Here is a 26,592-nt window from a genome sequence, read left to right on the forward strand (position 1 = left end):
GATTCCTACCCTTCCCCGGAGGAGGTCCGGGAGCCCGCATGGAACCAAGGGGAGGGTACATGGAGTCGTCCGCACGCAGGGACTCGCCGTTGATGACCCCACGGGAAATCTACGAGCGTTTGGACAGGTTCGTCATCGGCCAGGAGGCGGCCAAGCGGGCCGTGGCCATCGCCGCCCACAATCACCTGAAGCGCATTCAGGCGCGCCGGTTGCGGCGCACCTCGCTGCTCAAGAAGAGCAACATCCTGCTCATCGGGCCCACCGGAAGCGGGAAGACGCACATTGCCCGGAATCTCGCGGAGATCCTCTCCGTCCCGTTCACCACCGTGGACGCCACCGAGTACACGGAGGCGGGCTACTACGGGAAGGACGTGGAGGTGATGGTGGCCGACCTGCTCTTCAAGGCCAACCACTCGGTGGAGGACACCCAGCGGGGCATCATCTTCATCGACGAGGTGGACAAGATCGCCCGGCGCTCGCAGGGGGCGCGCAACGGAGCGGGCAGCCGGGACATCGGCGGCGAGGGCGTGCAGCAGGCCCTGCTCAAGCTGCTGGAGGGCCGCGAGGTCTTCGTGCCGATGAACGTCACGCAGACGTTCAACCGGGGCGACTTCGTGCCCATCGACACCCGGGACATCCTGTTCATCTGCGCGGGCACCTTCTCGGACCTGCACGAGTACGGCGGCAACGTCGACTCCCGGCCCCTGGGCTTCGGCGCCCAGGATCTCCGGAAGGTGCGCCGGCGCATCACCACCAAGCAGCTCGTGGACTTCGGCATCCTCGCCGAGTTCCTCGGCCGCCTGCCGGTGGTGGTGCAGCTCGATCTGCTCGGCGAGCCGGAGCTGCTGCGCGTGCTCACCGAGCCCCCGGACTCCATCGTCCGCGAGTACCGCGAGCTGCTGGGGTTGGATGGCATCGAGCTGGAGTTGACCGACGACGCCCTGCGCGAGGTGGTGCGCTTCTCCATCGAGAAGGGCCTGGGCGCGCGCGGCCTGCGCTCCATCCTCGAGCACGTCATGTCCGACGTGATGTTCGAGGCCCCCGAGCACCGCCGCCGCCAGATCACCGTGGACCAGGACTTCGTCCGCGCCCGCCTGGGTGGATTGGAGGCGAGCGCCGGGCTCGGGGCGTGAGGCCCTGACGGGCTACTCGCCGCGCTCGGAGGCCCGCGCCGCGGCCCCCAACCGGGCCGCGAACTGCGGATCCTGCAGGAGCTGGAGGACGAGGTTGCTGCGCAGCGCCGCCTGCGTGTCACCTCGCTCCAGCGCCGCGCGGAGCTGCTTGTCGGAGAGGGCCCGCTGGAAGCGCGGGTCCTGCTTCAACGACTTGTAGGCCGGGTTCTCCGCCAGGCGCCGGGCCTTCTCCGGGTTGCCCGCCACCCGGGCCACCGCGACGAAGTCCTTCACCCCGGAGAACTGCGTCATCTCGAAGAGGTTGTAGCGGCGCGCCATGTCGAAGGACACCGAGTCCTTGGGCGACACGCCCATGCGCTTGCCCGCGACGATGATGTACTGCTCGGCGAAGACGAGCGCGCTGAGCATCACGTAGGCGATGAGCACCACCTTCGCCCCGCCGAGCACGAAGCCGATGGCGTTGTCCGTGCCCTGCTTCTCCGGGTCCTTGGCGCCGAAGAGCCGCTTCAGGAAGTAGGTGAGCGAGTAGCGGACCGCCACCATCACGGTGATGAACAGCACCAGCGTGCCGGCGATGGTGCCGACGAGCAGCGGTGCGCCACCCAGGGCGGCCGCCATCCTCGGCCCCACGTACGTGCCCAGCTTGCGCGAGACGTACCAGGCCACCGCGAGCGCCACCAGGCTGGCGATCTGCTTCGCCCCTCCGGTGATGGCACCCACCACGGCGAAGAGCAGCACCAGCCCCAGGATGATCAGATCGATCGTCACGCGGTCCCCCTTCTCGAGCGTCAGCGGATCTTGAAGGTGTCGCCCTGCTTGCGTGACTCTTCCAGTAGCACTTTCTGCACCTCGGCGAGCTTCTCCTTGTACCGGGTGTTGGCTGGCTCATAGGTGAGCGCCATCTTCAGGTTGCGCTCGGCCGAGGCCCAGCGGCCCGCGTCGGCGTCCGCCGCGCCCGTCTGGTAGAACTGCCGCCCCTTGGGGTGCACGCCGATCTGCTCCTCCACCTGGCGCTTGGACGCGGCACGCGTCTCGGCCTCGGAGGACTCGGTGAAGCGCAGCTTCTGGGCCCGCTCCGGTCCCGAGATGTTCGCCGTGTACTGCCGGCGCTTCGCGTCGTCCCGGAGCACGTAATAGGCCTCGGTGACGCGCTTGTAGAGATCGTGGACCCGGTCCTTCAGCTCCTTGTTGTCCAGGTGGAAGAAGCGGTCCGGGTGGTAGGTGCGGCTCTCCCGGTAGAAGGCATTCTTGATGTCCGCGGGGGCCGCTGTCCGTTCCACCATGAGGACCTCGAAGTAGTCCATCTGGTCGAGCCGGGAGCAGCGATCCCAGAGTTCGGCCATCTGGTTCGGGTCGAGATCCATGGTGGCCTTCCCGGCCGCGGCGGGCGGCGGGGGAGGGGGCTGGAGCGCGGCGGTGGGCGGCGGGGGCGGGACGGCCGGAGCCACCGGGGGCACGAGCGGCGCGATGGACGGCGCCATGGGCGGCGGGGGAGGGGGCTGGAGCGCGGCGGGAGGCGGCGGCGGTGGACGCGCCGGGCCGGCCCCGGACGGAGGCCGCGCGGGTGTGCTCCCCGCGGGCGCCACGGCCGGCAGGGAGGTGGTGGGCCGGATGGCGGGACGGGGCCCCGAGCCGGGCGCGGTGCTCACGGGAGGCGGCACGGCTCCGGGCGCGAGCGTGGGCGGCTGCGCGCGGGGCGCCTGGGCCGCCACCGGGGGAGGCGGGGGGACGCCGGGGGCCGGTGGCGCGGGAGGCGTCCCGGGCGGCGGCGGCGGCCGGACGGACGCCACGCTCGGAATCCCGGTGGCCGAGGGGCGCGTGGCCGAGGGCGTCCCGGGCGGGCGCGGCGGAGTGGCCGGGGGCACACCCGGGGCGGCGGGCGCACCCGGAGGCACGGCCGGACGGGCTCCCGAGGGGGCGGCAACTCCGGGCGGCGGGGGCGGACGCACTCCCATGGGGGCGGCAACTCCCGGTGGCGGGGGCGGACGCGTTCCCGGGGGAACGGCGGGCGCACCGGGGGAGGAGGGGGGCCGGGCTCCCGCGGGCGCACCAGGCGCGGCCGGGCGGACGCCGGAGGGCACGGCGGGAACCGTCGCGGTCGGGCGGGCCGGAGGCTGGGCCGGCGCTCCGCTCACGGGAGGCCGCACGGGGGCCGCGGCGGGCGTGGAGCCCGGGGGCGGTGGCGGACGGGCGGGGGAGGCCGGCGCGGGGGCCGCGGCCGGACCCGTCCTCGAACCCGGCGCCGCGGGCTGGCTGGTGGCCGGAGGGGCGGGGGGTTTACCGGCGCCGTTCTGGGGAGGCTGGGACATCGCGCTCGTCTATCTCCCTCGACTGGTGGCCACGGCGGGCAGATCCGCCCCATGCCCCGCGAGATGAATCTGCTTGTTGGCCTGGATGGACGCCTGGATGTCCGCCTCCGTCATGCCCGAGGACATGGTCAGCGTGGTGGACGTCTTCTGCCCCGTCTCCTGGTCCGTCGCCGACACGTTCACCAGGCCGTCGGTGTTGATCTCGAACGTCACGTCGATCTTCACCTCGCCCCGGTAGCCGATGCGGAAGCCCGAGAACTCGAACTCGCCCAGCATCTCGCACTCGTCGGCGCGGTTGGACTCACCCTGGTAGACGCGGATCTTCACCTTCTCCTGGCCGTCGCGGCTGGTGGTGAACGTCTTCGAGCGGTCGATGGGCACCGGCGTGTTCTTGTCGATGACCTTCTCCGTGTAGCCGCCCACCGTGCCAATCCGCAGCGACAGCGGCGTCACGTCCACCAGGAAGGTCTCCGTGGCCGCGTCCAGCAGCGCATTGGCCTGGAGGGCCGCGCCCATGGCCACCACCTGATCCGGATTGATGCCTTCCTTGGGCTCCTTCTGGAAGTAGTGGCGCACCGAGTTGCGGATGATGGGCAGGCGCGTGGGGCCTCCCACCAGGATGACCGCGTCGATGTCCGCCGCCGTCATGCGCGCGGACTGCAGGGCCTCGTCGCACACCTTGAAGGTGCGCTGCACCAGGTCCATCACCATCCGGTTGAACTGGTCCTGGGTGAGCCGGCCCGTCAGGTCCAACACGTTGCCGTTGGCGTCCTGACAGATGCCCTGGCAGTTCACCTCCGCCAGCCCCGTGGTGCCCACGTCGATCTTCGCCCGCTCGGCCGCGTCCTTGAGCATCTGCAGGCAGTACTTGTTCTGCCTCAAGTCCAGCCGCGTGCGCTTCATGAAGTCGTCGGCCAGCCACGTCATGATGCGGTCGTCGAAGTCGTCACCGCCCAGGTACGTGTCACCGGCGGTGGACAGCACCTCGAAGACGTCCTTGCCGATCTCCAGGATGGAGACGTCGAAGGTGCCGCCGCCCAGGTCGTACACCACCACGCGCTGGCTCACCTCGCGGCCGAAGCCGTAGGCGAGCGCCGCCGCGGTGGGCTCGTTGAGGATGCGCAGCACCTCCAGCCCGGCGATGCGGCCCGCGTCCTTGGTGGCCTGGCGCTGGTTGTCGTTGAAGTAGGCGGGCACGGTGATGGCCGCCTTCGTGATCTCCCGGCCCAGGTACCCCTCGGCGACCGCCTTCATCTCCTTGAGCACCAGCGCGGAGATCTCCGGCAGCGAGTAGTCGCGCCCCCGGACGGCGATACGCACCGCGTTATTGTCGCCCTCGACGATCTGGTACGGCATCACCGCCTGGGCCTTCTTCACCTCGTCGGAGAAGAAGTAGCGCCCGATGAGGCGCTTGGCCGAGTACACCGTGCACTCGGGGTTGGTGATGATGTTGCGCTTGGCCGCGTTGCCCACCAGCACCGAGCCGTCCTCGAGAAAGGACACGCACGAGGCATGGGTCGTCTCACCCCACTCGTTGGGGATGACGAACGGCTGACCGTCCTGCACCACGGAAACACACGAGGTGGAGGTGCCCAGGTCGATGCCGATCGCGATGTCGTCCGACATTACGTCTCCGGTGTAGCCAGGGAGGGCCGTTGGATCTCCAACCCTCGGGAAGGCGCGGAGATGTTAGGCACCTCGCACTCGGGCTGTCAAACGTTCCGTATGGTTAAAACCCAGTCGTTTCAAGGGGTTGGCTGGGGTAGCGGCCGGGGGAAACCCGGGTTGAGGGGGCGGGGGCGCATCATTATCTATAGATACAACATCTATAGATACAACAAGGGGGTATCCCGAATGTCCGTCGCGCTGGCCGTCCTGACGTCCGATCCGAACCTGGTGCGGTGCGAGCTGCATCGGCTGGAAGGGCAGGTGGCCCTCCAGGGAGAGGATGGGCGTTCCAACGCCGTGGGCATCGGGGCCTACGCCCAGGATGACGTCCTGCTGCGGCGCTTCCCCCGGGACGCGGACCTGACCCTGGAATCGCTCGCCCCGCCGCACGAGACGGAGGCGCTGCTCTTCCACGGCCGGCGGCTGCCGGTGGGGCTGTCGCTGGAGGAGAACACCCAGCCGTTCCGCTCGCGGCGCTGGCTGTTCGCCCACCAGGGCCGCCTGGAGGACTTCGCCGACATCCGGGCCGGGCTGCTGGACGAGGTGCCGGACTTCCTCAAGCGGCAGATCCGCGGGGAGACGGACAGCGAGGTGGCCTTCGCGCTCTTCCTCAAGCGGCTGTGGGAGACGGGGCACGCGGATGACCCGAGGCTCCCGGCGGAGGTGGCCGGCCGGCTGCTGGCAGAGACGGCGAAGAGCCTGTCGCAGGCCTCGGCCCGGGCGGGGGCCGCGCTCACCTCCACGGTGAACCTGCTCGCCACCAACGGCTACATCCTGGTGGCCACGCGCCTGGGAGGCCAGCCGCTGTACTACACGCGCCTGGAGGGCACGGACCGCTGCGAGGTGTGCGGGCTTCAGCCCGAGACGCCCGAGACGCAGCCGGGCGTGGCGGCGCACCGGCGGCGGCGCTCGGTGGTGGTGGCCTCGCACCTCAAGCGCCCGGCGGGCTGGGTGGAGCTGGCCGAGGGCTCCGTGCTGACGGTGGGGGCGGACCTGCAGGTGCGCCACCTGACGCCCTAGCTCAGACGCCGAAGAAGGACACCTCGAGGAAGCGCACGAAGAGGTTGGCGGCGGCGTGGAAGAGGGCGGCGCCCACCACGCTGCCGGTGCGCTCGCGCATCCAGCCGAAGAGCAGGGCGGGGAAGAAGACGGACAGGCGCCACACCTGGAAGATGGCCAGGTGGCCCAGCGCGAAGAGCAGCGCCGTCAGCCAGAAGGCGGGGCCCAGCCGCACACCGAGGAAGCGCCGCCCCTGGGGCCAGGCGTCGCGCAGGCGGGCCTGCATGTAGCCCCGGTAGAAGAACTCCTCGGGCAGGGCCACGACGAAAAGCTGATCCACCACCCACTCGGCGAAGCGGGGCGGCAGCCGCGGGGTGAAGTGCGCCGGGCCCCGGAAGGGGGCCAGCAGGCGCGCCAGCTCCGGGGGCAGGTGCTGCAGCAGCTCCGTCCACGCGAAGAAGGCCCCGAAGAAGAGGGGGAACACCACCGCGCTCATGACGAGGAAGAGGCGCACGTCCTGGCGCCAGGTGCGCAGGGAGAGCCCGTAGTCGCGGTAGTCCTCGCCACGCCAGCGCATGGTGATGAGCGGCAGGTAGAGGAAGCCCACCGTGGCCACCAGCTTGGGGACGGCGGAGCCTCCGAAGAAGAGGAAGGCGCCGATGATGCCCAGGAAGCCGAGGCTCCAGAGGATCAGCACCTCCTGCACGGCATTGGGGCGCCAGGGCGTGGCCACGGAGGCGCTCACGGGGTGGCCACCCTCGTGGCGAGCTGCTGGCGGACGACGTCCAGCGGCAGGGCCCGGCAGCCGCGTCCCTTGCGCTGCACGGACACCGCCACCAACCGGCCCGTCTCATCGTAGAGGGGACTGCCCGGAGGCAGCGCCAGGTCCACGTCGAAGAAGGGGGCGGGTGCCTTGCGCGCCAGGGCCGAGGCCGGGGTGTTCTTGCGCTTGCCCTTGCCGGGGATGATGCCGATGAGCCACTGCCCGGGGAGGTTGCCGGTGTTGGGCTTCACCGCCGCGGCGGGGTAGGTGCCCGCGGGGGCGGCGACGACGGCCACCTTCAGGTACGCGTTGGCGAGCACCACCGTGGCCGGCAGCGTCCGCCCGCCGTACTCCACCTGCGCGGCCTCCAGGTTGACGTGGCTCACGGAGGTGAGCACCTGGCCCTCGGTGCCCACGATGATGCCGGGGCCGGCGGCCCGGGAGCCGCGCACCCGCACCACGGATTGTTCGTACAGGGAGAGCGCTCGCTGGAGATCGGCGCGCGAGGGGCGCTCCGGCTCCGAGGCGGAGACCTGGGTGGCGAGCAGGACGAGGACGAGCGGGAGCAGTCGGCGAAGCAAGGCCCGGCGAGCCTAGCACCGGTGACGGCCCGCGTCAGGCGGCTCGCAGCTTGCGGAGGGTGGAGATGAACTGCTCGGCGGGGAGGGTGTTGAGGACGTCCTCCTTCCGGGCCCAGCCCCGGCGCGCGGTGGCCACGGCGAAGGCCAGGTTGCCCAGGTCCGAGACCTTGTGTGCATCACAACTCACCACCAGTTTCACCCCGCGCTGGAGCGCCAGGCGCACGTGCTCCGTCTTCAGGTCCAACCGCTCCGGCTTGCCGTTGACCTCCACCACCACGCCGCGCTCGGCGGCCTTGTCGAGCACCGCCTCCATGCGCACGGGGTAGGGCTCGCGGCTGTGGATGAGCCGCCCGGTGGGGTGCCCGAGGATGTGCAGGTGCGGGTTGTCGAAGGCCGCCAGCAGCCGGCGCGTCATCTGCTCCTCGTCCATGTTGTGCCGGATGTGGACGGAGCCGATGACCACCTCCAGCTTCTCGAGCACGCCGTCCGAGTAGTCGAGGGCGCCACTCTCCAGGATGTCCACCTCGATGCCCTTGAGGAGCCGGATGCCCTTGACGGTCTCGTTGACCTGGTCGATCTCGTCCCACTGGCGGCGCAGGTCGTCTTCCTTGAGGCCGCCGGCGTAGATGGACGCCTGGCTGTGCTCGGTGACGGTGAGGAACTTCAGCCCCAGCGCCTGGGCCGCGCGCGCCATCTCCTCCAGCGAGTTCTTCCCATCGGACCAGGTGCTGTGCGCGTGCACGGCGCCCTGGAGGTCCTCGAAGGAGACCAGGTTCGTGGGCAGCCGGCCCTCGAGCGCGGCCTCGATCTCCCCGGTGTCCTCGCGCAGCTCGGGCGGGACGTACTGCATGCCGAGCAGCGCGTAGAGCGCGGCCTCGTCGGGCACGTGCAGCTTGGTGCCATCGGCGCGGTGGACGCCCCACTCGGAGATCTTGAGCCCCTTGTCGTGGGCAAGGCCCCGCAGCCGCACGTGGTGGGCCTTGGAGCCGGTGAAGTGGTGCAGCGCGGTGGCGAAGTCCTCGTCCGGCAGGACGCGCAGGTCCACCTGGAGATCCTTCTCGTGCAGGCGCACCGAGCACTTGCTCTCGCCCCGGCCGATGACGGTGGCGACCTCGGGCGCGCGGGAGAAGGCGTCGAACACCGCGTCGGCATCCGGCCCCGAGGCGATGAGATCCACGTCCCCGACCGTCTCCGCGCGCCGGCGCAGGCTGCCTCCGACGCTCGCGCGGATGACACCGGGCGTGGCCCGGATGGACTCGAGCAGCCGCTCGGCCACGGGCAGCACCTCCCCGAGCAGCCGCCGGGTCGTCCGGGTGCGCCGGTACAGCTCGACGCCCGCGAGGATCTTCGCCTCGCTCTTCTCCCCGAAGCCCGGCAGCGTGCGCACGAGGCCCTCGCGGCAGGCCTTCTCCAGTGCCTCGACCCCATCCACGCCGAGCTGGCGGGCAAGGACCAGGGCCTTCTTCGGACCCAGGTCGGGCACCTGGACGAGCTCCAGGACGCCCGGGGGGAACTCGGCCTTCAGCGTGTCGTAGTAGGCGAGCTTCCCGGTGGTGAGCAGCTCGGACACCTTGTCGGCGATCGCCTGGCCGATCCCCGGCAGCTCCTTCAGGCGGCCCTCGCGGACCAGCACCCCCAGGTCCTCGGAGAGCCCGGCGATGCGGTCGGCGGCGGTGTCGTACGCGCGGCTGCGGAACGGGTTCTCCCCCTTCATCTGCAGGAGGAGCGAGATGTCCCGGAGGACCTGGACCACGGCGGTTTTATCGGGAGGCGTCACGGGGGGAATGTAATGCCCTCGGAGCGGGGGTGCAGGCGAGCGGAAACATGAGGTTCACATAATAGAAGACCTCCCCCCACCGGGCCTCGCCGGGATAGAAGGGCCCGGGTTGTTCATTCCAGTGAGCCACGAGAGACAGCGTCGATGAAGATCAAGCTCGGACCGGCGGACTTCGCCGAAAAGGAGATGCGGGGCTACGAGGTGGGCAAGCGCAGTCTGTGCGTGGCCAGGATCAACGGGCGCTACAAGGGGCTCGATGACTGGTGCAACCACGCCGGGTGCCTGCTGTCCGGGGGCCGCCTGGAGGGGAACATGGTCGTCTGCCCCTGCCACGAGGTCGGCTTCGACATGGACACGGGGAAGAACGAGACCTCTCCGGGCGTGTGTGATGACCAGCCCACTGTGATGGTCGAGGTCGCCGACGGCGAGCTGGTCGTCGAGCTGCCCGACAAGGACGTGTAGGAGGCGCGATGGGACACGACGGACACGATCACGACGATGACCATGACCCCAAGCAGGGTCACGGGCACCACCACCACCACGGGCACGAGCATGGCCACGACCACGGCCATGACCACCACCACGAGCATGGCCATGACCATGGCCACGGCCACGGCCATGACCATGGGCACGGGCATGACCACCACCACGGGCATGAGCACGGCTCCGGGCCGGTGGCGGAGCACAAGGCGCACGCGCCGGTGCACGTGAGTGCGTTCGTGGTGACGTGCTCGGACAGCCGCGACGAGTCGAAGGACGAGAGCGGGCGGGTGCTGCGCGAGCTGCTGGAGGCCGAGGGGCACTCGGTGAGCGGCTACCGCGTCATCAAGGACGAGCCCGAGTCCATCCGCGCCATGCTGAAGGAGGCCCAGGAGGTGGGCGCGCGGGCGGTGATCTTCAACGGTGGGACGGGCATCGGCCGCCGGGACAGCACGGTGGAGACGCTGCAGGGCCTCTTCGAGAAGACGCTGCCCGGCTTCGGCGAGCTGTTCCGGATGCTGTCCTTCCAGGAGATCGGCAGCGCGGCGATGATGTCGCGAGCCACCGCGGGGACGTACCAGGGGATGATCCTCTTCTCGCTCCCGGGCTCGCCCAAGGCGGTGCGGCTCGCGCTGCGCAAGCTCATTCTTCCCGAGCTGGGTCACGCGGTGCGGGAGCTGACGCGCTGAGCCACGGATGTGCGGCCGGGCCTCGTGGGCGTCCATCGCCCCGCGAGGTCTGGCCGGCCCGGGGCCCGGTGCGGCCCGTGGGAATCCGAGGGAGTCCCTTGCCCGGTTGCGAAGCCGCGTTCTAGCGTGCCGCGCAACGCATTTCGGGAGGGTGCATGCCCATCGTGGAGTCCCGCCTCGACACCGTGACGCTCTACCATCAGGGCGCGCGGGTAACCCGGTTGCTCTCGCTGGACTGCTCCGAGGGGAAGCCTCCCACGGAGTTGGAAATCCCCCGGCTGCCCCTGTCGTTGTTCGACGCCACGGTGCGCGTGCGCGTGCTGTCCACGGACAACCCCCAGGCGGACCTCTCCGCCACCCACGTGCGCGTGGGGTTGTGGATTCCTCCAAGGGACGCCCCCCTGGACACGGTGGACGAGGCGGCGCTGCGCTCGCTGCGCCAGCAGGTGCGGACCGTGGACAGCCAGTTGCGGCAGCTCGGCTGGGAGATGTCCATCCTCGGCGGCATCCCCGTGCCGGCGCGTCCGCGGCCGGAGGAGGGAAAGCCGCCGCCGCCCGCTCCCATGGGCGCACGCATCGCCCTGGAGCAGTTCTCCCAGGATGGCATGCAGTCCCGCATCCTGGAGGCGCGCACCCTGCGCGAGCAGTGGCGCAAGCTGAACGAGGAGGTGGCCGTCCTCGAGGAGAAGATGGCGAGGGCCTCCACCGCGCGTGAGGTGACCGCGGAGGACCTCTACAAGTCCGTGCACGTGCAGTTGCGCCACGGCGGAGGCGCGCTCCGGCGCGTGGAACTCTCCGTGGAGTATTTCGTCCCCGGAGCGCGCTGGGCGCCCAGCTACCAGTGCCGTCTGTCGCGGGATTGCCGGCAGGTGGAGCTGGTGACGCGGGCCATCATCTGCCAGTACTCCGGAGAGGACTGGCGCGGCGTGAAGCTGGTGCTCTCCACCGCCGCTCCCATGAGCTGGACGGAGCTGCCGGAGCTGGCCTCCATCCGCATCGGCCGCGCGCAGCCACCGCCGCCCGCCCGGGCGGGTTTCCGTCCGCCACCGAAGGGGGCCACCGCGCTCTTCTCCGACTATGACCGCGACCGCAAGACACTGCTGCGCGGGTCGTGGGCTCCGGAGCCGTACACGCTCCCCGCGCTGCCGGCTCCCGCGGACCTGGAGCGGGAGGATGCGCCTGTCTTCGGTGGAGTGTCTGACGCTCTCGAGCGTCACGAGGATCGGCGGTACCAGGGGAGCGAGAGCCTCGAGCTCGGGAGCCCCGCCGGCGATGGCTACCAGTCCGACGGGTCCGCCATGTACTCGGAGTCGGAGGACGAGGCGGTGAGTCCGATGGAGACCTTCATGGCCGCTGCCCCGGCGCCGATGGCTCCACCCCCTCCGGCTCCCGTCATGGCACGCCCTGCGATGGCCGTTGGCGCTCCCGCCTCGGCTAGCCCCATGCGCTCCAAGTCCGTGTCGCGCGGGGGCCCGGGAGGCGGTGGCGCGGCCCCCTCGCGGGTGGGCCTGGAGGCGGTGGTCTTCACCCACCTGCGGCTCTCCGCGGCGACCGACGGCATGCGCAACCGTCTCCAGCCCGTCGACGCGCGGCGCTTCTACCTGGAGTCGCTGTCGCGCTTCCAGGTGGAGGTGAAGTTCGATGTCATGGCCGTGGTGGCCGAGGCGGAGCTGCGTGCCAACTCCGTGGCCCATCTGCCCCTGCCGGGTGGCACGGCGGATGTCCGGGCGGCCAGTGGTCATTTCGACTTCAGCTACACGGCCGATGCCACGGTGGACGTCCCGTCCGACAACGCCTTCCACTCCGTGGCGCTGGGCACGCGCACCGGCGAGGCCAGCGTCCTCTACGTCACCGTCCCGCGCGAGGACAGCAACGTCTACCGGCAGGCCCAGGTGAAGAACCCGCTGGCCGCGCCCATGTTGCCGGGCCCGGCCGAGGTCTACGTCGGAGGCGAGTACGTGCTCTCGACCACGCTGCCCTCGGTGCCGCCTCGCGGCGAGTTCAAGCTGGGCCTGGGGGTGGAGCAGGCCATCCGCTGCGCGCGCAACACCCACTTCCGCGAGGCCCGCAGCGGCGAGAAGATCGTCGCGACGACGGAGCTGTGGCACGACATCCTCATCGACGTCGTCAACAACCTGGACCGCGAGATCGTCTGTGAGGTCCGCGAGCGCATCCCCCAGCCCGCGCCCAACGCGGAGGTGGTGGTCGAGGAGGGCCCCGTCACCCCCGCGTGGGAGTTCTATGCGCAGGACGAGCGGGGCAGTGTCCTCGAGGGGGGACGCCGCTGGCGCCTCACCGTGCCCGCCAATGGGACGAGCAAGCTGTCCGCCCAGTACGTGGTGAAGCTGTATGCCAACAACGAGCTCGGCGGCGGCAACCGCCGGGAGGCCTGACATGAGCACGGCGATCCAACCCACGGGCGTGGAGCGTTACGAGCCCGCGCTCCCCGAGGCGGCTCCAGTCCTGGATGCTCCGGTGCGTGTCGTGACGCTGTTGGAAGATCGGGCCCAGGTCATCCGCGGGGGCACGGTGCGCGTGCGCGCCGGACAGAACCGGGTCGTGGTCCGCGGCGTGGCGCCGGTGCTGCAGGATGTGTCCCTGCGCGCCGAGATCGTCTCCGGCCAGGCGCGGGTGGCGGACGTCCGCATCCGCCGCAGCCTGCGCATCCGGACGGCGGACAAGCCGGAAGCGGCGCGGGTGCTCGAGGAGCGCATCGAGGCGCTGCGGCGCGAGCGCGAGCAGGTGCTGGAGGACCAGGCCCGGGCCCGTCAGCGCTACGAGCGCGTCCATCAGATGCTGATGCTCGGCGCCTCGGAGATCCCCGAGGACGCGGGGTGGGGGATGGGGGCCGCGGCCCAGTGGCAGGACACGTTCGACGCCCTGTTCCGCAAGTCCCGGCAGCTCCGCGAGTCGGCGCTGAAGGCCTCCTTCACCGCGGAGCGGCTGGAGGAGGAGATCGCCGCCGTGATGCGCCAGCGTCAGGCGATGGATGTCGTGCAGCACCAGGTGGTGGGCTGGCTGGAGGTGGACCTGCTCGCGGAGGCCGAGGGCGAGGTGGAGGTCCGCATCCATTATGTCGTGCCCAACGCGCTGTGGCGGCCGCTGCACTCGGCGCGCCTGCTGGCGGGCAACCGCGTCCATGTGGCCTCCTCGGCGGCGGTCTGGCAGGACACCGGCGAGGACTGGAAGGAGGCGGAGCTGCGCTTCTCCACGGCACGCTCCTCGCTGGGCATCGAGCCGCCCCTGCTGCGCGCGGACCTGCTCACCGTGAAGAAGAAGAGCGAGACGGTGGTGGTCCAGGCCCGGCAGGTCCAGGTGCAGAAGGCGGGGCTGGGCAGTGCGCCGGCCTCCGGGGCGGCCGCTCCCACGCCGTCCAGTGTGGAGTTGCCCGGCGTGGATGATGGCGGTGAGACGCGCAACCTGAAGGCCCCGGGCCGCAACACCATCCCCTCGGATGGGCGGCCCAACATCATTCCGCTCTTCACCTTCGAGGCCGAGGCGGAGTCGTCGCTCGTGGCCTTCCCGGAGCTGGAGAACAAGGTGTTCCTGCGGGCGGTGGCGCGCAACACCTCGCCCCACCCGGTGCTGGCGGGGCCGGTGGAGCTGCTGCAGGAGAACGGCTTCGTGGGCTGGACCCAGACGCTGTTCGTGGCGCCCCAGGAGAAGTTCGAGCTGAGCTTCGGCCCGGAGGAGTCCATCCGCATCCAGCGCGAGGAGAAGCGGGAGGGCCAGCTCAACCCGGTGAGCAAGTGGAACGAGGCCACCGCGCGGCTCACCCTCTACCTCTCCAACCTCTCGGGCACGGCGCGCACCGTGGCCGTCACCGAGCGGCTGCCCGTCTCGGAGATCGAGCACGTGAAGATCGAGCTGGATCGCGAGAAGACCACCGGTGCTCCGGTGCTCGACGAGAACGGGTTCTGCACGTGGAAGGTGGAGCTGCCCGCCAACGGGCATGGCCGCCTGTTCCTGGCGTACAAGATGTTGACGGCGCCGGGAGTGCAGAGCGCCTGAGGGGGCAGGCTCAGCTCGACTCCTGGGGATGATAGGGCAAGGATGGTCTCCTGTTCCAAAACAGGAGAGCGGACATGAAGAGGGGGGAACGCAAGTGTCTTGGTGGTGTGACGATGGCCCTGCTGCTCTTGTGGGTGGCACCCGCTTGCAGGCCGCAACCGGATGCTCCCGATGCAGGCGTGGAGGCGGATGCAGGCGTGGAGGCGGATGCAGGTGTGGATGCAGGGAGCGATAGGGACCTGGTCACGGTGTGTCCCGAGCTGACCACGTCGTTCACGGTCCTGCGGCGGCCGATAATCGAGCGGCCTGGAGCCATCGCACTCCAGCCTGATGGCTCCCTCTTCATGGTGGGCTCCGAGAGCCCGCCGTCGTCAGAGCCTTTCCCCCAAGGAATCCTTGTGTCCCTGCTCCCCGATGACTCCCCGAACACCGCGTTTGGTGCTTCCGGTGTCATGAGCGCCGGCGCGCTGGGCAAATCCCTGTTCGAGCTCCTCCGCCTGCGGGACGGCAGCTTCATCACCGCGGCCTATGCGAGTGGAGCACCGCAGCAGAACTGGACGGAATATCGGCTGTGGCGGGTCTTCCAGGATGGCTCCTACGAGGCCTGGACCTCGGGGGACGGATCTTCGGCCGTCTGGCTCAGACCGCGTCAGGAACCGTCGTGGTGGGGAGCATCCGGAGAGTCAATGACTCCAGCCCCGCGTATGTGGAGCTGCGCGGGTACCAACCGGCGGGGGCACCGGACTCGAGCTTCGGCACCGAGGGGGTCGCGAGCGTCACGTTCGCGGGTTGGAGTGTGCGGGACGTGCGCATGACCAGCCTCCCGGAAGGTGGATTCCTCCTGGCCGGCAGCGTGGAGGGCAGCGCTTCCATGGGCACGCCGTTCGTGGCGCGGCTCCTGCCGGACGGGCAGTTGGACTCCACCTTCTCGGGCGGTTTCGTCACCTACGAGCTCTCGGGGCGAGGCTCGGCTCTCGCGGTGGTGCCCTTGAAGGATGGCCGTTGGCTCGTGGCGATCGAGGCGCTCGCGGGGAAGTCCCTGCTGCGGCTCAATCCGGAGGGGACGCTCGACACCTCCTTCGGCGCTGAAGGGGTGTTCACGCTGCCGGAGACCGTGGGGAACGTCGTCGGCTTGTTGGGGCGTCCGAATGGGAAGGTGGCCGTGGTGGCGCAGCAGGCCATTCTGCACCTGCTGGAGGATGGGAGCCCTGACCCGGGGTTCTGCGAAGGCGGCCAGATGGCGATTCCCATGGGGCGCGCGACGGGTGTCCTCTCCGCCGCATCCAGCTCCCCTGACTCGCCGCCAGCCCGCGGTTTCAGCGGTTGACGCGTCAGTCTTTTGCTCCGATGTGAGAATCGTCCTCTTCCTCACGTCGAGCATGGCTGTGCGTGCGTCTTTGCTCGGAAGAGGAGGCGCACGGAGAGGAGGACGTAGCCGAGGGGTCCGAGCATGCTGATGCCGAGTGCTTCGCGCCAGTAGCGCGGTATTCGGGCAGCACCGCCGCGCGTTCGGCCCAGGCGCGAGGTGCGAGCAGCACCCGCGGAACAGGATGGAAACAACGAGGGCAACTTACTCCCGTGGCACTGAAACCCTGACATCCTCGTGAGCTGCTGAAGTCTGGTTGATTCAGACAGCGCTTGCCCGACCTCCAGGGCTGTATTGATTTAAAACGTATCGCGAGCGACTCGCGTCCAGACAAGGGCACGACAAGTTGAATGCCGCCTGATATTTAGGCGCCGGCTGAACATGAGGGTGCGTCCCCGCGAGAATCCGGCCTGGAACCGCCGGATCCGCTGGGTAAAGAGGGGACCCGTGACACAACAGCAACGGCTGGGAAAATACGAATTGGTGCGTAAGCTCGCCGCGGGGGGCATGGCCGAGGTGTTCCTCGCCAAGGCCGCCGGGCCCATGGGCTTCGAGAAGACCCTGGTCGTCAAGCGCATCCTGCCCGAACTGGCCGCGGAATCCGACTTCGTCCAGATGTTCCTGTTCGAGGCCAAGCTCGCCGCCCGGCTCACGCACCCGAACATCGTGCAGATGTTCGACTTCGGCGAGTCCGAGGGCACCTACTTCCTGGCCATGGAGTACATCGACGGGCCCAGCCTGCGCACGCTCATCAAGCGCGCCGCGGCCCAGGGACAGCCCCTGCCCCCCGCGGTGTGCGCCCGGATCATCTCCTTCGCCTGCGAGGGGCTGGCCTTCGCCCACGACTTCACCGACCCCGAAACGGGCGAAGCGCAAGGCCTCATCCACCGCGACGTCAGCCCGGACAACATCCTGCTGTCCCGGCAGGGCGCGGTGAAGGTGGTGGACTTCGGCATCGCCAAGGCCACCGGGCAGAGCCACAAGACGGAGAGCGGTGTCGTCAAGGGCAAGCTCCCCTACATGCCGCCCGAACAGCTGCGCGCGAAGCCGTTGGATCGGCGCGCGGACGTGTACGCGCTTGGCGTGGTGCTCTACGAGCTGCTCACGGGCCAGCGGCCGTACGCCTCGGAGTCGGAGGCAGGGCTGATGCAGGCCATCCTCTTCGAGCCGCACACCCCGGCGGCGGAAATCCGTGAGGATATTCCCTTTCCGCTGCGGCGTATCCTCAACAAGGTGCTCTCGAAGGACCGCGATCAACGCTATGCGGATTGCCACGCCTTCCAGGCTGACCTGGAGAAGTTCATTGTCTCCGTCGGTGCTCCCGTGACGATGCAGCAGGTGGCGCATCTCATCAACCGGGCCACCACGGACCCGGGGGACAACATCCCCATTGCCAAGGGGCCGCTCAAGACGCCCCCACCTGCGCCCCCGGGCCTCACCAGGAAGCGTTCCTCCTCGCCCCCGGATGAGGGGGGGACGGCGAATCACCGCGGTCCCCAGGTCTCGAAACAGGAGGAGCAAAGGGCCGCCGTCACGCCTTCACCCCAGCGCCCCATGTCCGAGCCGAAGACGGCCCCGGGGCGGCTCCGGAGGCCATCCGGGCCCATCGCGATCCCGACCTCCAATCATAGAGGTCCTCAGCAGCAGGTTCTGAGCTCCCCTGGTGATGAGCCCGGCATGTCGCGCCCCGGCATGCAGAAGTCGAAGCGCCAGCGTTTGATGCCGTGGGCACTGGCCTTGTTGGCGCCCCTGCCTATCGTCGCGGGAATCGGCGTGGTGGTCCCGCGGAACGTCGAGGGGCCGACGAAGTCACCCGAGCAGGTGGTGCAGGCGCCACCCGAGCAGGTGGTGCAGGCGCCACCCGAGCAGGTGGTGCAGGCGCCACCCGAGCAGGTGGTGCAGGCGCCACCCCAGCAGGTGGTGCAGGCGCCACCCCAGCCATCCGTGCCGGGCACAGGGAGCGGCACACCGCGCCCGCGCCCTGTCGTGGGCCGCACGCCTGCGCCCAAGGTCAGGGGCAAGGGAACCCTGGAACTGCGCGTCTATCCCTTCGCCGCCGTTTTCGTGAATGGCCTGAATCAGGGACACACCCCCATGAAGCCCCTGCAGTTGCCCGCGGGGCTCCACATCGTGAAGTTCGTCCACCCGGCAAGGACGATCGAGCGCGAAGTCGACGTCGGCGCCGGGCAGGACATCCTCCTCAAAATCGACATGTTCAAGGACTGAGGAGCGCGTCCCCTCCACGGGTCCATCCCTGGAACCGTGGAGGGAGGGGCGTCAATGCCACCTGCTTTGCCAGTCCTCGATGTCGCGCGAGGCGGCTTTCAATTTCTCGCTGGTGCTGGCCTCCCGAACCTTTCTGCCCAGGCGCAGCAGCTCCGTCCTCGCGGTGAACCTGTCCGCGGACCCCACCCCGGAGAGTTGATTCTGGAGCAGAATCAGGCGCCGCATGAGCCGCTCGCAGTCGGGAGCAACGGCCGCCTGACACCCGAAGAGACTCGCCGGCTCTTCATCGGGTGAGTCGGGGGCGTCGGGGAGCATGACGTCCTGGTCCTCGTCCCCGAGCTTCCCAGCGATCTTCTGGCACGAGGGACTTCACGTGACGCCAGTCCGCGTTGTGCGGGTAGACGGCGTATTCCTTGGCGAATTGGTCGATCTCTTGAATGACGCGGATCCATTCGGTGGGCGAGCCCGCTTGCGAAACCTGGACCTTGAATGCCGACAAGCTCCTGCCCACCTCGCCACCACGTATCTCTCGCACGCACAGCATCTGCTCCATCATGGCCAGGCGCCACAACTGCTGTGCTTTCAAGGTCCTGCCATTGGTCATGATGAGCCCGGAAGGGCAGTTCGACGTAGCCTGCGGAGAAGGCCTCTGCTTGCCGGAGGGGGTGGTGCCCGGCTCCTGCTGAACCTTTTTCCGGACGGTCTCGAAGTGGCTTTCGATCTTGGGCGAAAGCGGCCCGGGAAGCTTCGCATCGGGGTCGATCAGCAGCGCCATCTCGAAGGCATCCCCGGACTCCACGAACCTTCCCAATTCATACAAGTTGATTCCCTCGTATAGAGACAGGGTCACCAGCTCGGACGTCCCCAACGGGCGTTGACGCGCGAGCTCGATGAACTTGAGGGCCTGCTCGTATTCGCCCTTCCTATGGGCATGGCCGATCATGGCAATCGGGTTCTTGAGGACGATGGCGGCCTCCGTCGTGACCTCCTTCTTGCCGTCGCCAGCGCCTTGCTTGGTGACGTCGACAGTCCCTTCTCCCTCCGCGTGCGCGGAAGGGAACGGCGTCCAGCAGGCGAGGAGTAGGACGGGGATGATTCTCTTGTGGAACATGGCACACAGGTGATGGCGCATATGGGCGAGGACTGGCTTCTATCCCGGATTGAGGGCCACGTCCTCTTCGTCCTCAACCCATAGGGCGCGCACCCCCGCCGGGGCCATCAGGTACGCCAGCACCCGGTGCCTGCCTCCAGCTTCACCGGGTTTTGCGTGGCCGCGGCCAGACTTCGCATGGACGCGTCAACCGTCCTCATTGACGCGTCAGCCGCCCGCGTTGACGCGTCCTTCCCCACGTCGAGCAACGCCGCGCGTGCGTCTTCGCTCGGAAGAGGCGGCACACGGAGTGGAAAGATCGAGCGCTCCTGTCTGGCCTGCCGTTTGCTCACTGCGAGGGACGCCATGCCCAAGGAGAAACCATGTCTGTAGCGCATGGCCGCTGGACCGATGCGCCACTCGAGCCCTCCCGTCTCATCGGCGGCCCCGTGGCGGATCCGGTCATCACAGCGGTCTTCGCCAATAACGAGGCGGAGACCGTCAACCGGATGCTTCGGAGCATCGAGGCCAATGAGCACATCGTTCCGGCGGAGATGCCAGACGGGGTGGAGGACTACCTGAACCAGACGAGTGTCTGGCCCGAGTGGGCCGATCCCGAGAAGATCCGTCTGGGCCAGCGGCTCTTCCACTCCCCCGAGACAAAGTCCGCATGAGGTCGTCGTTGCACGAACAGGAGCCAACCCCAGTCATGATGAAGAACATGAGACGTCTTTCGAATTCCCTCACGCTTTGCACCGGCATGCTGCTGCTGGCGGCGGCCCCCGCGTGGGCGCAGAAGGAGGAGCTCTGGCTCGACTCCCAGAGCGGCACCCCCATCCACAGCGAGATGGTGCTCAAGCGAGGCTGGCCCTATCTCGTCACGATGCAGGGGACCTATAGCGCGTGGCGGTCCCTCGCCAATCCCGGCACGAAGTCAGGCAAGCCGGATCCCGCGCCCATGTTTCCGAGCCCGAAGGGAGCGAACCAGCAGGTCGGCATCGACCCCGAGTTCGTCTTCGCGTGGCCCAACGACTCCAGCTTGGAGAAGAGCCCGGCGCCCGCTCCCCTGAGAGCGAGCTCCCTCGAGGTCAGCCTGGACGGAGGGAAGACCTGGAAGCACCCGTCCAGCACGGCGCCCTTCAACGCGACGGACCACCAGTACCACTACGAGCTGGCTGGAGATGACAGCGCGCTGCAGGTGCGCATCCTCGACAAGCCCCACGGCGACAACTACGGCCGCGTGCGGATCTTCGTGCAGTCCGCCGAGGAGCTCTGGCTCGATTCCCGGAGCCCCACCCCCATCCGCAGCGAGCTGGTGCTCGAGCGGGGCAAGCCGTATCGCCTCACGATGCAGGGGACCTATAGCGCGTGGGGGGGCATGTCCAACCCCGGCGCGAGGTCGGGCAAGACGGAGCCCGCGCCCATGTTCCCGAGCCCGAAGGGAGCGAATCAGCAAGTCGGCATCGACCCCGAGTTCGTCTTCGCGTGGCCCAAGGGCTCCGGCTTCGAGAAGAGCACGGCGCCCGCTCCCCACAGAGGGAGCAACATCGAGGTCAGCCTGGACGGAGGGAAGACGTGGAAGCACCCGTCCAGCACGGCGTCCTTCAACGCGACGGACCACAAGTACACCTATGAGCTGATGGGGGATGGCAACGCGCTGCAGGTGCGCATCCTCGACAAGCCCTACGGCGACAACTACGGGCGCGTACGGATTTTCGTGCTGCCCGGTGCCTAGGTTGAAGATGGACCCCTCGCCTGGAGTGGAGGGGGGCTCCAGGAAGGGGGGGAGCGTTGCCCCCCCAGTGGGGGGTAGCCGAGGGGTCTCCCTTATGTGGTAGACCAGCGGGGCGAGTCGCTACCCGCATGAGCCTGCCTGCCCCTCGTTCCTGCCCGAGCTGTGGCGATTCCCTGTCCTCGGGCGCGGCGTGTCCCCTGCACGGCCTCCTCTCGGAGTCACCGGCTGACAGCCTCCAGGCGCAGCCCCCGGCGGAGGAGAACGCGCTGGTGGGCCGGCGGATCGGCGACTGCCTGGTGCTCCGGTGCATCGGCCGCGGAGGCATGGGCGTCGTCTATGAGGCCGAGCATGTGGCGATCGGCCGCCGCGTGGCCGTCAAGGTGCTGCGCGAGGAGCACGCCCGGAGCCCCTACGCGCGGGAGCTGCTGAGCGAGGCCCGCGCCGCGGGCGCCATCCAGCACCGCGGCATCATCGACGTCTTCGGCTTCGGCCAGGAGCCGGGCATCGGCCAGTACCTCGTCATGGAGTACCTCGAGGGCCAGCCGCTCAACGAGCTCCTCGAACCGGGTGTCCCGCTGGTGCCCTCCCTGGCCCTGAAGCTGCTGGGCGAGGTGCTCGATGCGCTCTCGGCCGCCCATGCCCGGGGGGTCATCCACCGCGACCTCAAGCCGAGCAACATCTTCGTCGTGAGGGAGCTGGACGGCACCGAGTCCATCAAGCTGCTCGACTTCGGGCTCGCCAAGCGCTGCACCGGGCCCGATGGCACCGCGCTCCAGACGCGCCCGGACATGATCGTCGGCACGCCCCACTACATGGCTCCCGAGCAGGCCCTGGGCGAAGCGGTGGGGCCCCGGACCGATCTGTACGCGGTGGGCGTCATCGCCTTCGAGCTGTTCACCGGGCGCCGGCCCTTCCCGGGCCGCTCGGCCATGGAGATCGTGGCCCATCACCTGAAGAGCCCGCCCCCCAGTCTCTCCTCCTACGTGGAGTTGCCTCCCGCGCTCGATGCGCTCGTCCTCCGGTTGCTGTCCAAGGATGCCGGGCCGCGCCCCGGCTCGGCCAGCGAAGTGGCCCGGGTGCTCAGGGCCTTGCTCCAGGCGCCGGAGGGACCCGGGAGCCCGCCTCCTGCCTTCCTCTCCGGGGCGAAGCTCGCCCCCACGCTCGCCTTCCTGGATCAATCGACCCTCCAGCGGCCCTCGGCCGCGGCCGGGTCCCACGCCCGGGAAGGACAGGCGTCCGCCGCGATCACTCCGACCGTGGCGTCGCCCGAGCCCTCGCCGCTCCCGGCGTCTCCTCCGCTCCCGGTGCGCGGCCCGCGTTGGCGGCAAGGCGCGGCCGGGGCCGGTCTGCTGGTCCTCGCGCTCGGGGGACTCTGGGGCCTGGGCCGCGAAGCTTCTCCTGGCGCGCCCGGGGGGGAGGTGCCCGCTGTCGCCGGGCAGCGGCCCGCCCCGGCGCCGCCGGTCTCTCCTCCCTCCGCTGTCACGTCCGCTTCCGGGCCCCCGTCCACCCCGGCCTCTTCTCTCGGGAGAGCCGCGTCCATCGCGCCGAAGAGGACGCCCCGCCAGCCCCCCGCGCCCGCGGCGGAGCCCCCGCCCGTGAAGCCCGAGGCGTCCGGGTCGGGTCCCACCGAAGCAGCCTCCACCCCGCGGGCCGCCACGCCGCCCGCCACACCCGAGGCCTCTCCGCCGTCCGCGGTCACCAACGCGACGGGAACGTTGCACCTCATCGTCAAGGGCGCCTGGGCCGATGTGTGGGTGGATGGAGAGATGCTCGGGAGGGTGCCCCCCCTGCACCGCTACGTCCTGCCCGCGGGCGAGCATGTGCTCGAGCTGCGCAATCCCGGCCTCGGTCCCCATCGCACGAAGCTCGTCATCCCCCCGGGCGAGTTCGTGACGTACACCACCCGGCTCGAACCCGCCGAGCAGGCCTCCCCCCTTCCATGAGCCCGATCCTCCTCGCCGCCGTGGTGCTGTTGCTCCTCCCCCTGGCTGCCCGCGCGGACACGCCGCTGTGCGTTCAGCTCTACGAGGATGGTCAGTACGCGGCGGCGATCCAGGCCTGCGAACAGATGCTGGCCCGCCCGGAGCTTTCCTCCGGGGAGCGGGGGAGGGCGCGCATCTACCTGGCCGCCTCGCTGCATGTGCTCCTGTATTCGAGCCGGGCCCAGGAACAGCTCGAGCTGCTCGCGCGCGAGCACCCGGGGATGCGCGTGGATCCCATCCGCTTCCTGCCCGAGCTGGTCGCCCTCGCGGAGAGCATCCGGGAGCGGGTGGAAGCCGAGAAGCGGTCCGCGGCGGAGCAGGCGGCCTCGCGCGAGCGCCAGGCGCTGGAGAAGGCCCGCAACGCGCCGCGCCTGCGGCCCGAGGTCTACGCGCTCGTCGAGCCCCTCCACCGCGTGTGGAGGCCGGGGGCGGGGGTCTCCTTCACCCGGGGCCCGCTGGAAGGCGGCGCCCGGGTGTGGCTCGGCGCCCCCCCGGCCTTCCACCTCCAGGGAGGACTGGTGCCGGGCAGGGGAGGGCTGCGGCCCTTCGTGGGCCTGCGCGCCACCCTCAACCCCGGCGCGGGAGGCTATGCCGGGGGGGTGGTGGTGGGCGGCAGGCTCACGCTGCCCGGGGGCCTCGTCGCGCTGCTGGACGTGGGGGCGGACTACTTCTTCATCGGCGATGAGGCCTACCAGCGCTTCGCGCTGACGGCCCAGGCTGGGCTCGGCTTCGACGTGCGCCTTTCCGACTGAACCACAGGGCCACCAGTCCCCCCGCCCAGAGCAGCGGGAGGGAAGGCGAGGTGGCGCAGCTCCAGCCGTAATAGCTGCCGGGAGCGGAGAGGGTGAAGGTGGCGGTGCCGGGCGCGCCGGTGTTGCCCGCCCGGTCCGTCGCGGTGGCCGAGATGCCATGGCGCCCGTACGGCAGGGGCTGGGAGGGCGTGAACCTCCAGAAGCCCGTGCCATCGGTCTCGAGCGTCACGGGCTCGCCCTCATCCAGCCACAGCCGCACCGTGCTGCCCGGCTCGGCCTTGCCCATGATGTCCGGCTTCTGGGTGGTGTAGAAGGCGCTGCCCTCGGTGGGGGCCAGCACCACCGGCGCATCGGGGGCCCGCGTGTCCACGGTGAAGCCGAGCGCCGCGGAGGCCGGGCTCTCGTTGCCCGCTTCGTCGAGGGCCGTGGCCGAGAACGAGAAGGGCCCCTCGGCCAGTGCCGTGTCCGGGGTATGGCTCCAGTCGCCTCGCGCGTCGGCCGTGAGCGTCCAGGTCTCCCCTCCGGAGAATCCCAGCCGTACCGTGCTGCCCGGCTCGGCGGTGCCGGAGAAGGTGGGCCGGGAGGTGTTGAGCCAGGCTCCGCTGCCCGGAGTCTTCACCTGGGGCGCGGCCGGCGCGGTGCCATCCACCCGGAGGAGCTGCCCGCCGGTGATGCCGTTCGCCATCACGGACAGCAGGTAGTACCCATCCCTCACCGCGGGCAGTGAGACGGAGACGGCCGTGTCCGAGAAGCCGCTCCCCGGGAGGCGGAGGAGCGTGTTCCCCTCCAGCGCCATCAGCCCCACCAGGGGGAAGTTGGTCGCGGAGCCCTGGGTGATGCCGCCGCTGGCCTCGGACAGGCCCCGGAAGCCGCGCCCGGTGAGTGGGAATGCCGCTCCCGGCTTCTTCACGGACAGCACGTCCACGGCCGGGCGCCACGCCGCGAGCACCCGCGGGTCCGTGTACAGCGCCGCGTGGGAGGCCGTCAGGGTGCTCGTGCCGCCGACCACCAGCACCTGTCCCGTGGGGAGCAGGGTCGCCGTGTGGCCGGAGCGGGCGCCGGGCAGGGGAATCGTCCCGCTCCAGAGGCCCGTGGCCGGGTCGTACTCCTCCGTGCCGAGGCCGCCGGTCACGCCGCCGGAGACCAGCACCTTGCCCGAGGGCCGCAGCGTCGCCGTGTGGCCGGAGCGGGCGTGGGCCAGGGCGCTCGTCGTGCGCCAGATGCCCGTGTCCGGGTCGTACACCTCGGCGCTGGCCAGGGGGCCCGCCGCGTCCTCCTGCCCCCCGGAGACCAGCACCAGGCCCGAGGGCAACAGCGTGGCCGTGTGACGGGCACGGGCCTGGCTCATCCCCGTCGTCGTGCGCCAGGTGCGCTGGAGCGGGTCGTAGAGCTCCGCGCTGGCCGTCCCTCCTCCGGCGACCAGCACGTGGCCCGAGGGCAGCAGCGTCGCCGTGTGGTGGGTGTGGGCCGTGGCCAGCGGGCCCGTCTCGCTCCAGGTGCCCGTCCCCGGCTCGTACTCCTCGGCTTCCGTCCCGCTGACCACCAGCACCTTGCCCGAGGGCAACAGCGTCGCCGTGTGGCCGGAGTGGCTCGTCTTCATCGCGCCCGTCTCGTGCCAGGTGCCCGTGGCCGGGTCGTACTCCTCCGTGCTGGCCGTCCCCCCTCCGGTGGCCAGCACCTTGCCCGAGGGCAGCAGCGTCGCCGTATGGCCGGAGCGGGGGTGGGCCAGCGCCCCCGTCTCGCGCCAGGTGTCCGTGGCCGGTTCGTACACCTCCGCGCGGGCCGTCCCCTCGCCCGCGGCCACCAGCACCTGGCCCGAGGGCAGCAGCGTCGCCGTGTGGCCACGATGGAACAGGGCCGGCATGGCCACGGGGCTCCAGGTGTTCGTGGCGGGAGGCACGTACACCTCCCCCTGGAGGCCCTGGACCATCAGCACGTGGCCCGAGGGCAGCAGCGTCGCCGTGTGATAGCCATGCTCCACCGCGAGCGGAGCCGTCGTGCTCCAGGTGCCCGTGAGGGGGTCGTACACCTCCACGGTGGGGAACAGGTTGTCGGGGTCGCCCCCCGCGACCAGCACGTGGCCCGAGGGCAGCAGCGTCGCCGTGTGGTCGGCGCGGGCCGTGGCGAGCGAGCCGGTCATGCTCCAGGTGTCCGTGGCCGGGTCGTACAGCTCGCAGCTCGTCAGCGAGGAGTCGCTCTCCCCGAGCCCCCCGGTGACCAGCACCTTGCCCGAGGGCAGCAGCGTCGCCGTGTGCCGGTAGCGGGCCTGGTTCAAGGGCGCCCCGGTGTGCCAGGTGAGCGTGACCGGGTCGTACACCTCGGCACTGGCCAGCGGGACGCCCCACGCGGCGCCCGCGGCGATCAGCACCCGGCCCGAGGGCAGCAGCGTCGCCGTATGGTCGGCGCGGTCCTGGGCCATCGCCCGCATCGAGCGCCAGGTGTTGGTGTCCGGGTCGTACTCCTCCGGTTCTCCCCGGCCCACCACCAGCACCCTGCCCGAGGGCAGCAGCGTCGCGGTGTTGAAGAGCCGTTCGTTCTTCATCGGGCCCGTCAGGCTCCAGGTGCGCGTGGCCGGGTCGTACACCTCCGCGGAGGTGGAGCCGACGGGGTCCAGGAAGTCACCGGCCACCAGCACCTTGCCCGAGGGCAGCAGCGTCGCCGTGGCGGTGTAGCGGCCTTTGCTCATCGGGCCCGTCAGGCTCCAGGTGCCCGTGGCCGGGTCGTACTCCTCGGCGACGTTCTGGTCCCCTCCGGCCACCAGCACCTTGCCCGAGGGCAGCAGCGTCGCCGTGTGGAAGGAGTGGGGGGCGCGCAGCGTCGATACCGGCCCGGCCGCCAGCGGGGCCTGGTGCCGCCCGTGTGTCTCCTTCCCTCCAGGCACGCCGCAACCCAGCCACACGCAGACCAGCGGCAGCAACTTCCAGGCTCTTCCCCATGACGAACGCTTCAATGCTCGCTCCATCTGACGGCTACGCGCGAGCAGGCAGGCTCGCGACGGGTTGGAGTCTACCCTCATGGCGAAGACCGGACG

20 protein-coding genes are annotated in these 26,592 nt (G+C 70.1%); 12 read left to right on the forward strand and 8 right to left on the reverse strand.

Features of this window, described 5'->3' with window-relative positions; all coding sequences use genetic code 11:
- The first annotated feature begins 59 nt into the window (after positions 1-59).
- Positions 60-1,133: an ATP-dependent Clp protease ATP-binding subunit ClpX gene (clpX, locus tag ACN28I_RS47140; protein ID WP_420948401.1), complete on the forward strand. Its 1,074-nt coding sequence runs from the start codon at positions 60-62 to the stop codon at positions 1,131-1,133.
- A 12-nt stretch (positions 1,134-1,145) separates the two neighbouring features.
- On the opposite strand, the gene ACN28I_RS47145 is transcribed toward clpX, so the two are convergent.
- From ACN28I_RS47145 to dnaK, 3 genes are all read right to left on the reverse strand, one after another.
- Positions 1,146-1,901, reverse strand: coding sequence for a CvpA family protein (locus ACN28I_RS47145; RefSeq protein ID WP_420948402.1), 756 nt, complete (start codon positions 1,899-1,901; stop codon positions 1,146-1,148).
- Between the two features lie 20 nt (positions 1,902-1,921).
- A complete protein-coding gene (locus ACN28I_RS47150; RefSeq protein ID WP_420948403.1) occupies positions 1,922-2,923 on the reverse strand; it encodes a J domain-containing protein in 1,002 nt (333 codons plus the stop codon).
- A 528-nt stretch (positions 2,924-3,451) separates the two neighbouring features.
- Positions 3,452-5,068, reverse strand: a complete 1,617-nt coding sequence (dnaK, locus tag ACN28I_RS47155) for a molecular chaperone DnaK (protein WP_420948404.1) — start codon at positions 5,066-5,068, stop codon at positions 3,452-3,454.
- 228 nt (positions 5,069-5,296) lie between these two features.
- On the opposite strand from dnaK, the gene ACN28I_RS47160 reads away from it, so the two are divergent.
- Positions 5,297-6,130 carry a class II glutamine amidotransferase gene (locus ACN28I_RS47160; RefSeq protein WP_420948405.1) on the forward strand — a complete coding sequence of 278 codons (834 nt, stop codon included), beginning with the start codon at positions 5,297-5,299 and terminating at the stop codon, positions 6,128-6,130.
- A 1-nt stretch (position 6,131) separates the two neighbouring features.
- Here ACN28I_RS47160 and mrtX read toward each other — a convergent pair whose 3' ends face one another.
- Genes mrtX through polX form a run of 3 tightly spaced genes read right to left on the reverse strand, consistent with a single transcriptional unit; the run spans position 6,132 to position 9,230 of the window.
- Complete coding sequence (gene mrtX / locus ACN28I_RS47165; protein ID WP_420948406.1) at positions 6,132-6,854, reverse strand: myxosortase MrtX; 723 nt, start codon at positions 6,852-6,854, stop codon at positions 6,132-6,134.
- Positions 6,851-7,453 carry a S1 family peptidase gene (locus ACN28I_RS47170; protein ID WP_420948407.1) on the reverse strand — a complete coding sequence of 201 codons (603 nt, stop codon included), beginning with the start codon at positions 7,451-7,453 and terminating at the stop codon, positions 6,851-6,853. The genes mrtX and ACN28I_RS47170 overlap by 4 nt, the downstream gene beginning before the upstream one ends.
- A 34-nt stretch (positions 7,454-7,487) precedes the next feature.
- Positions 7,488-9,230, reverse strand: coding sequence for a DNA polymerase/3'-5' exonuclease PolX (gene polX, locus ACN28I_RS47175; RefSeq protein WP_420948408.1), 1,743 nt, complete (start codon positions 9,228-9,230; stop codon positions 7,488-7,490).
- Between the two features lie 144 nt (positions 9,231-9,374).
- On the opposite strand from polX, the gene ACN28I_RS47180 reads away from it, so the two are divergent.
- The 6 genes from ACN28I_RS47180 to ACN28I_RS47205 all read left to right on the forward strand — a co-directional run bounded on the left by ACN28I_RS47180 (position 9,375) and on the right by ACN28I_RS47205 (position 18,002).
- Positions 9,375-9,692 (forward strand): Rieske (2Fe-2S) protein, encoded by a 318-nt coding sequence (locus tag ACN28I_RS47180; RefSeq protein ID WP_420948409.1) that lies wholly within the window; start codon positions 9,375-9,377, stop codon positions 9,690-9,692.
- A 239-nt stretch (positions 9,693-9,931) separates the two neighbouring features.
- Complete coding sequence (locus ACN28I_RS47185) at positions 9,932-10,399, forward strand: MogA/MoaB family molybdenum cofactor biosynthesis protein (RefSeq protein ID WP_420948859.1); 468 nt, start codon at positions 9,932-9,934, stop codon at positions 10,397-10,399.
- A 155-nt stretch (positions 10,400-10,554) separates the two neighbouring features.
- Positions 10,555-12,792 carry a DUF4139 domain-containing protein gene (locus ACN28I_RS47190; protein WP_420948410.1) on the forward strand — a complete coding sequence of 746 codons (2,238 nt, stop codon included), beginning with the start codon at positions 10,555-10,557 and terminating at the stop codon, positions 12,790-12,792.
- Position 12,793: 1 nt separating this feature from the next.
- Positions 12,794-14,410, forward strand: a complete 1,617-nt coding sequence (locus ACN28I_RS47195) for a mucoidy inhibitor MuiA family protein (RefSeq protein ID WP_420948411.1) — start codon at positions 12,794-12,796, stop codon at positions 14,408-14,410.
- A 661-nt stretch (positions 14,411-15,071) separates the two neighbouring features.
- Positions 15,072-15,737, forward strand: a complete 666-nt coding sequence (locus tag ACN28I_RS47200) for a hypothetical protein (protein ID WP_420948412.1) — start codon at positions 15,072-15,074, stop codon at positions 15,735-15,737.
- Between the two features lie 486 nt (positions 15,738-16,223).
- Entirely contained in the window at positions 16,224-18,002 is a 1,779-nt protein-coding gene (locus ACN28I_RS47205) for a serine/threonine protein kinase (protein WP_420948413.1), read from the forward strand.
- Positions 18,003-18,285: 283 nt separating this feature from the next.
- On the opposite strand, the gene ACN28I_RS47210 is transcribed toward ACN28I_RS47205, so the two are convergent.
- Positions 18,286-19,134: a tetratricopeptide repeat protein gene (locus ACN28I_RS47210; protein ID WP_420948414.1), complete on the reverse strand. Its 849-nt coding sequence runs from the start codon at positions 19,132-19,134 to the stop codon at positions 18,286-18,288.
- Between the two features lie 341 nt (positions 19,135-19,475).
- Here ACN28I_RS47210 and ACN28I_RS47215 point away from each other — a divergent pair, with 341 nt between their 5' ends.
- The 4 genes from ACN28I_RS47215 to ACN28I_RS47230 all read left to right on the forward strand — a co-directional run bounded on the left by ACN28I_RS47215 (position 19,476) and on the right by ACN28I_RS47230 (position 23,561).
- On the forward strand, positions 19,476-19,766 hold the full coding sequence (locus tag ACN28I_RS47215) for a hypothetical protein (RefSeq protein ID WP_420948415.1): 291 nt from the start codon (positions 19,476-19,478) through the stop codon (positions 19,764-19,766).
- Positions 19,767-19,801: 35 nt separating this feature from the next.
- Entirely contained in the window at positions 19,802-20,827 is a 1,026-nt protein-coding gene (locus tag ACN28I_RS47220) for a hypothetical protein (RefSeq protein WP_420948416.1), read from the forward strand.
- Between the two features lie 128 nt (positions 20,828-20,955).
- Positions 20,956-22,770 carry a protein kinase domain-containing protein gene (locus ACN28I_RS47225; RefSeq protein ID WP_420948417.1) on the forward strand — a complete coding sequence of 605 codons (1,815 nt, stop codon included), beginning with the start codon at positions 20,956-20,958 and terminating at the stop codon, positions 22,768-22,770.
- Positions 22,767-23,561, forward strand: a complete 795-nt coding sequence (locus tag ACN28I_RS47230; protein ID WP_420948418.1) for a hypothetical protein — start codon at positions 22,767-22,769, stop codon at positions 23,559-23,561. Before ACN28I_RS47225 ends, ACN28I_RS47230 begins: the two co-directional genes overlap by 4 nt.
- Here ACN28I_RS47230 and ACN28I_RS47235 read toward each other — a convergent pair.
- Positions 23,482-26,478, reverse strand: a complete 2,997-nt coding sequence (locus tag ACN28I_RS47235; protein ID WP_420948419.1) for a kelch repeat-containing protein — start codon at positions 26,476-26,478, stop codon at positions 23,482-23,484. The genes ACN28I_RS47230 and ACN28I_RS47235 overlap by 80 nt on opposite strands.
- Between the last annotated feature and the right edge of the window lie 114 nt (positions 26,479-26,592).

Origin of the sequence: Archangium gephyra, from assembly GCF_049060025.1 — a bacterium.
In the GTDB taxonomy this organism is placed as follows: Bacteria; Myxococcota; Myxococcia; order Myxococcales; family Myxococcaceae; genus Archangium; species Archangium gephyra_A.

Excerpts from the sequence above, each read along its gene's own strand:
- clpX (WP_420948401.1), top strand. The coding sequence starts at position 60 with ATGGAGTCGTCCGCACGCAGGGACTCGCCGTTGATGACCCCACGGGAA.
- dnaK (WP_420948404.1), bottom strand. The coding sequence starts at position 5,068 with ATGTCGGACGACATCGCGATCGGCATCGACCTGGGCACCTCCACCTCG.
- ACN28I_RS47160 (WP_420948405.1), top strand. The coding sequence starts at position 5,297 with ATGTCCGTCGCGCTGGCCGTCCTGACGTCCGATCCGAACCTGGTGCGG.
- ACN28I_RS47180 (WP_420948409.1), top strand. The coding sequence starts at position 9,375 with ATGAAGATCAAGCTCGGACCGGCGGACTTCGCCGAAAAGGAGATGCGG.
- ACN28I_RS47190 (WP_420948410.1), top strand. The coding sequence starts at position 10,555 with ATGCCCATCGTGGAGTCCCGCCTCGACACCGTGACGCTCTACCATCAG.
- ACN28I_RS47195 (WP_420948411.1), top strand. The coding sequence starts at position 12,794 with ATGAGCACGGCGATCCAACCCACGGGCGTGGAGCGTTACGAGCCCGCG.
- ACN28I_RS47210 (WP_420948414.1), bottom strand. The coding sequence starts at position 19,134 with ATGCGCCATCACCTGTGTGCCATGTTCCACAAGAGAATCATCCCCGTC.
- ACN28I_RS47215 (WP_420948415.1), top strand. The coding sequence starts at position 19,476 with ATGTCTGTAGCGCATGGCCGCTGGACCGATGCGCCACTCGAGCCCTCC.
- ACN28I_RS47220 (WP_420948416.1), top strand. The coding sequence starts at position 19,802 with ATGATGAAGAACATGAGACGTCTTTCGAATTCCCTCACGCTTTGCACC.
- ACN28I_RS47225 (WP_420948417.1), top strand. The coding sequence starts at position 20,956 with ATGAGCCTGCCTGCCCCTCGTTCCTGCCCGAGCTGTGGCGATTCCCTG.
- ACN28I_RS47230 (WP_420948418.1), top strand. The coding sequence starts at position 22,767 with ATGAGCCCGATCCTCCTCGCCGCCGTGGTGCTGTTGCTCCTCCCCCTG.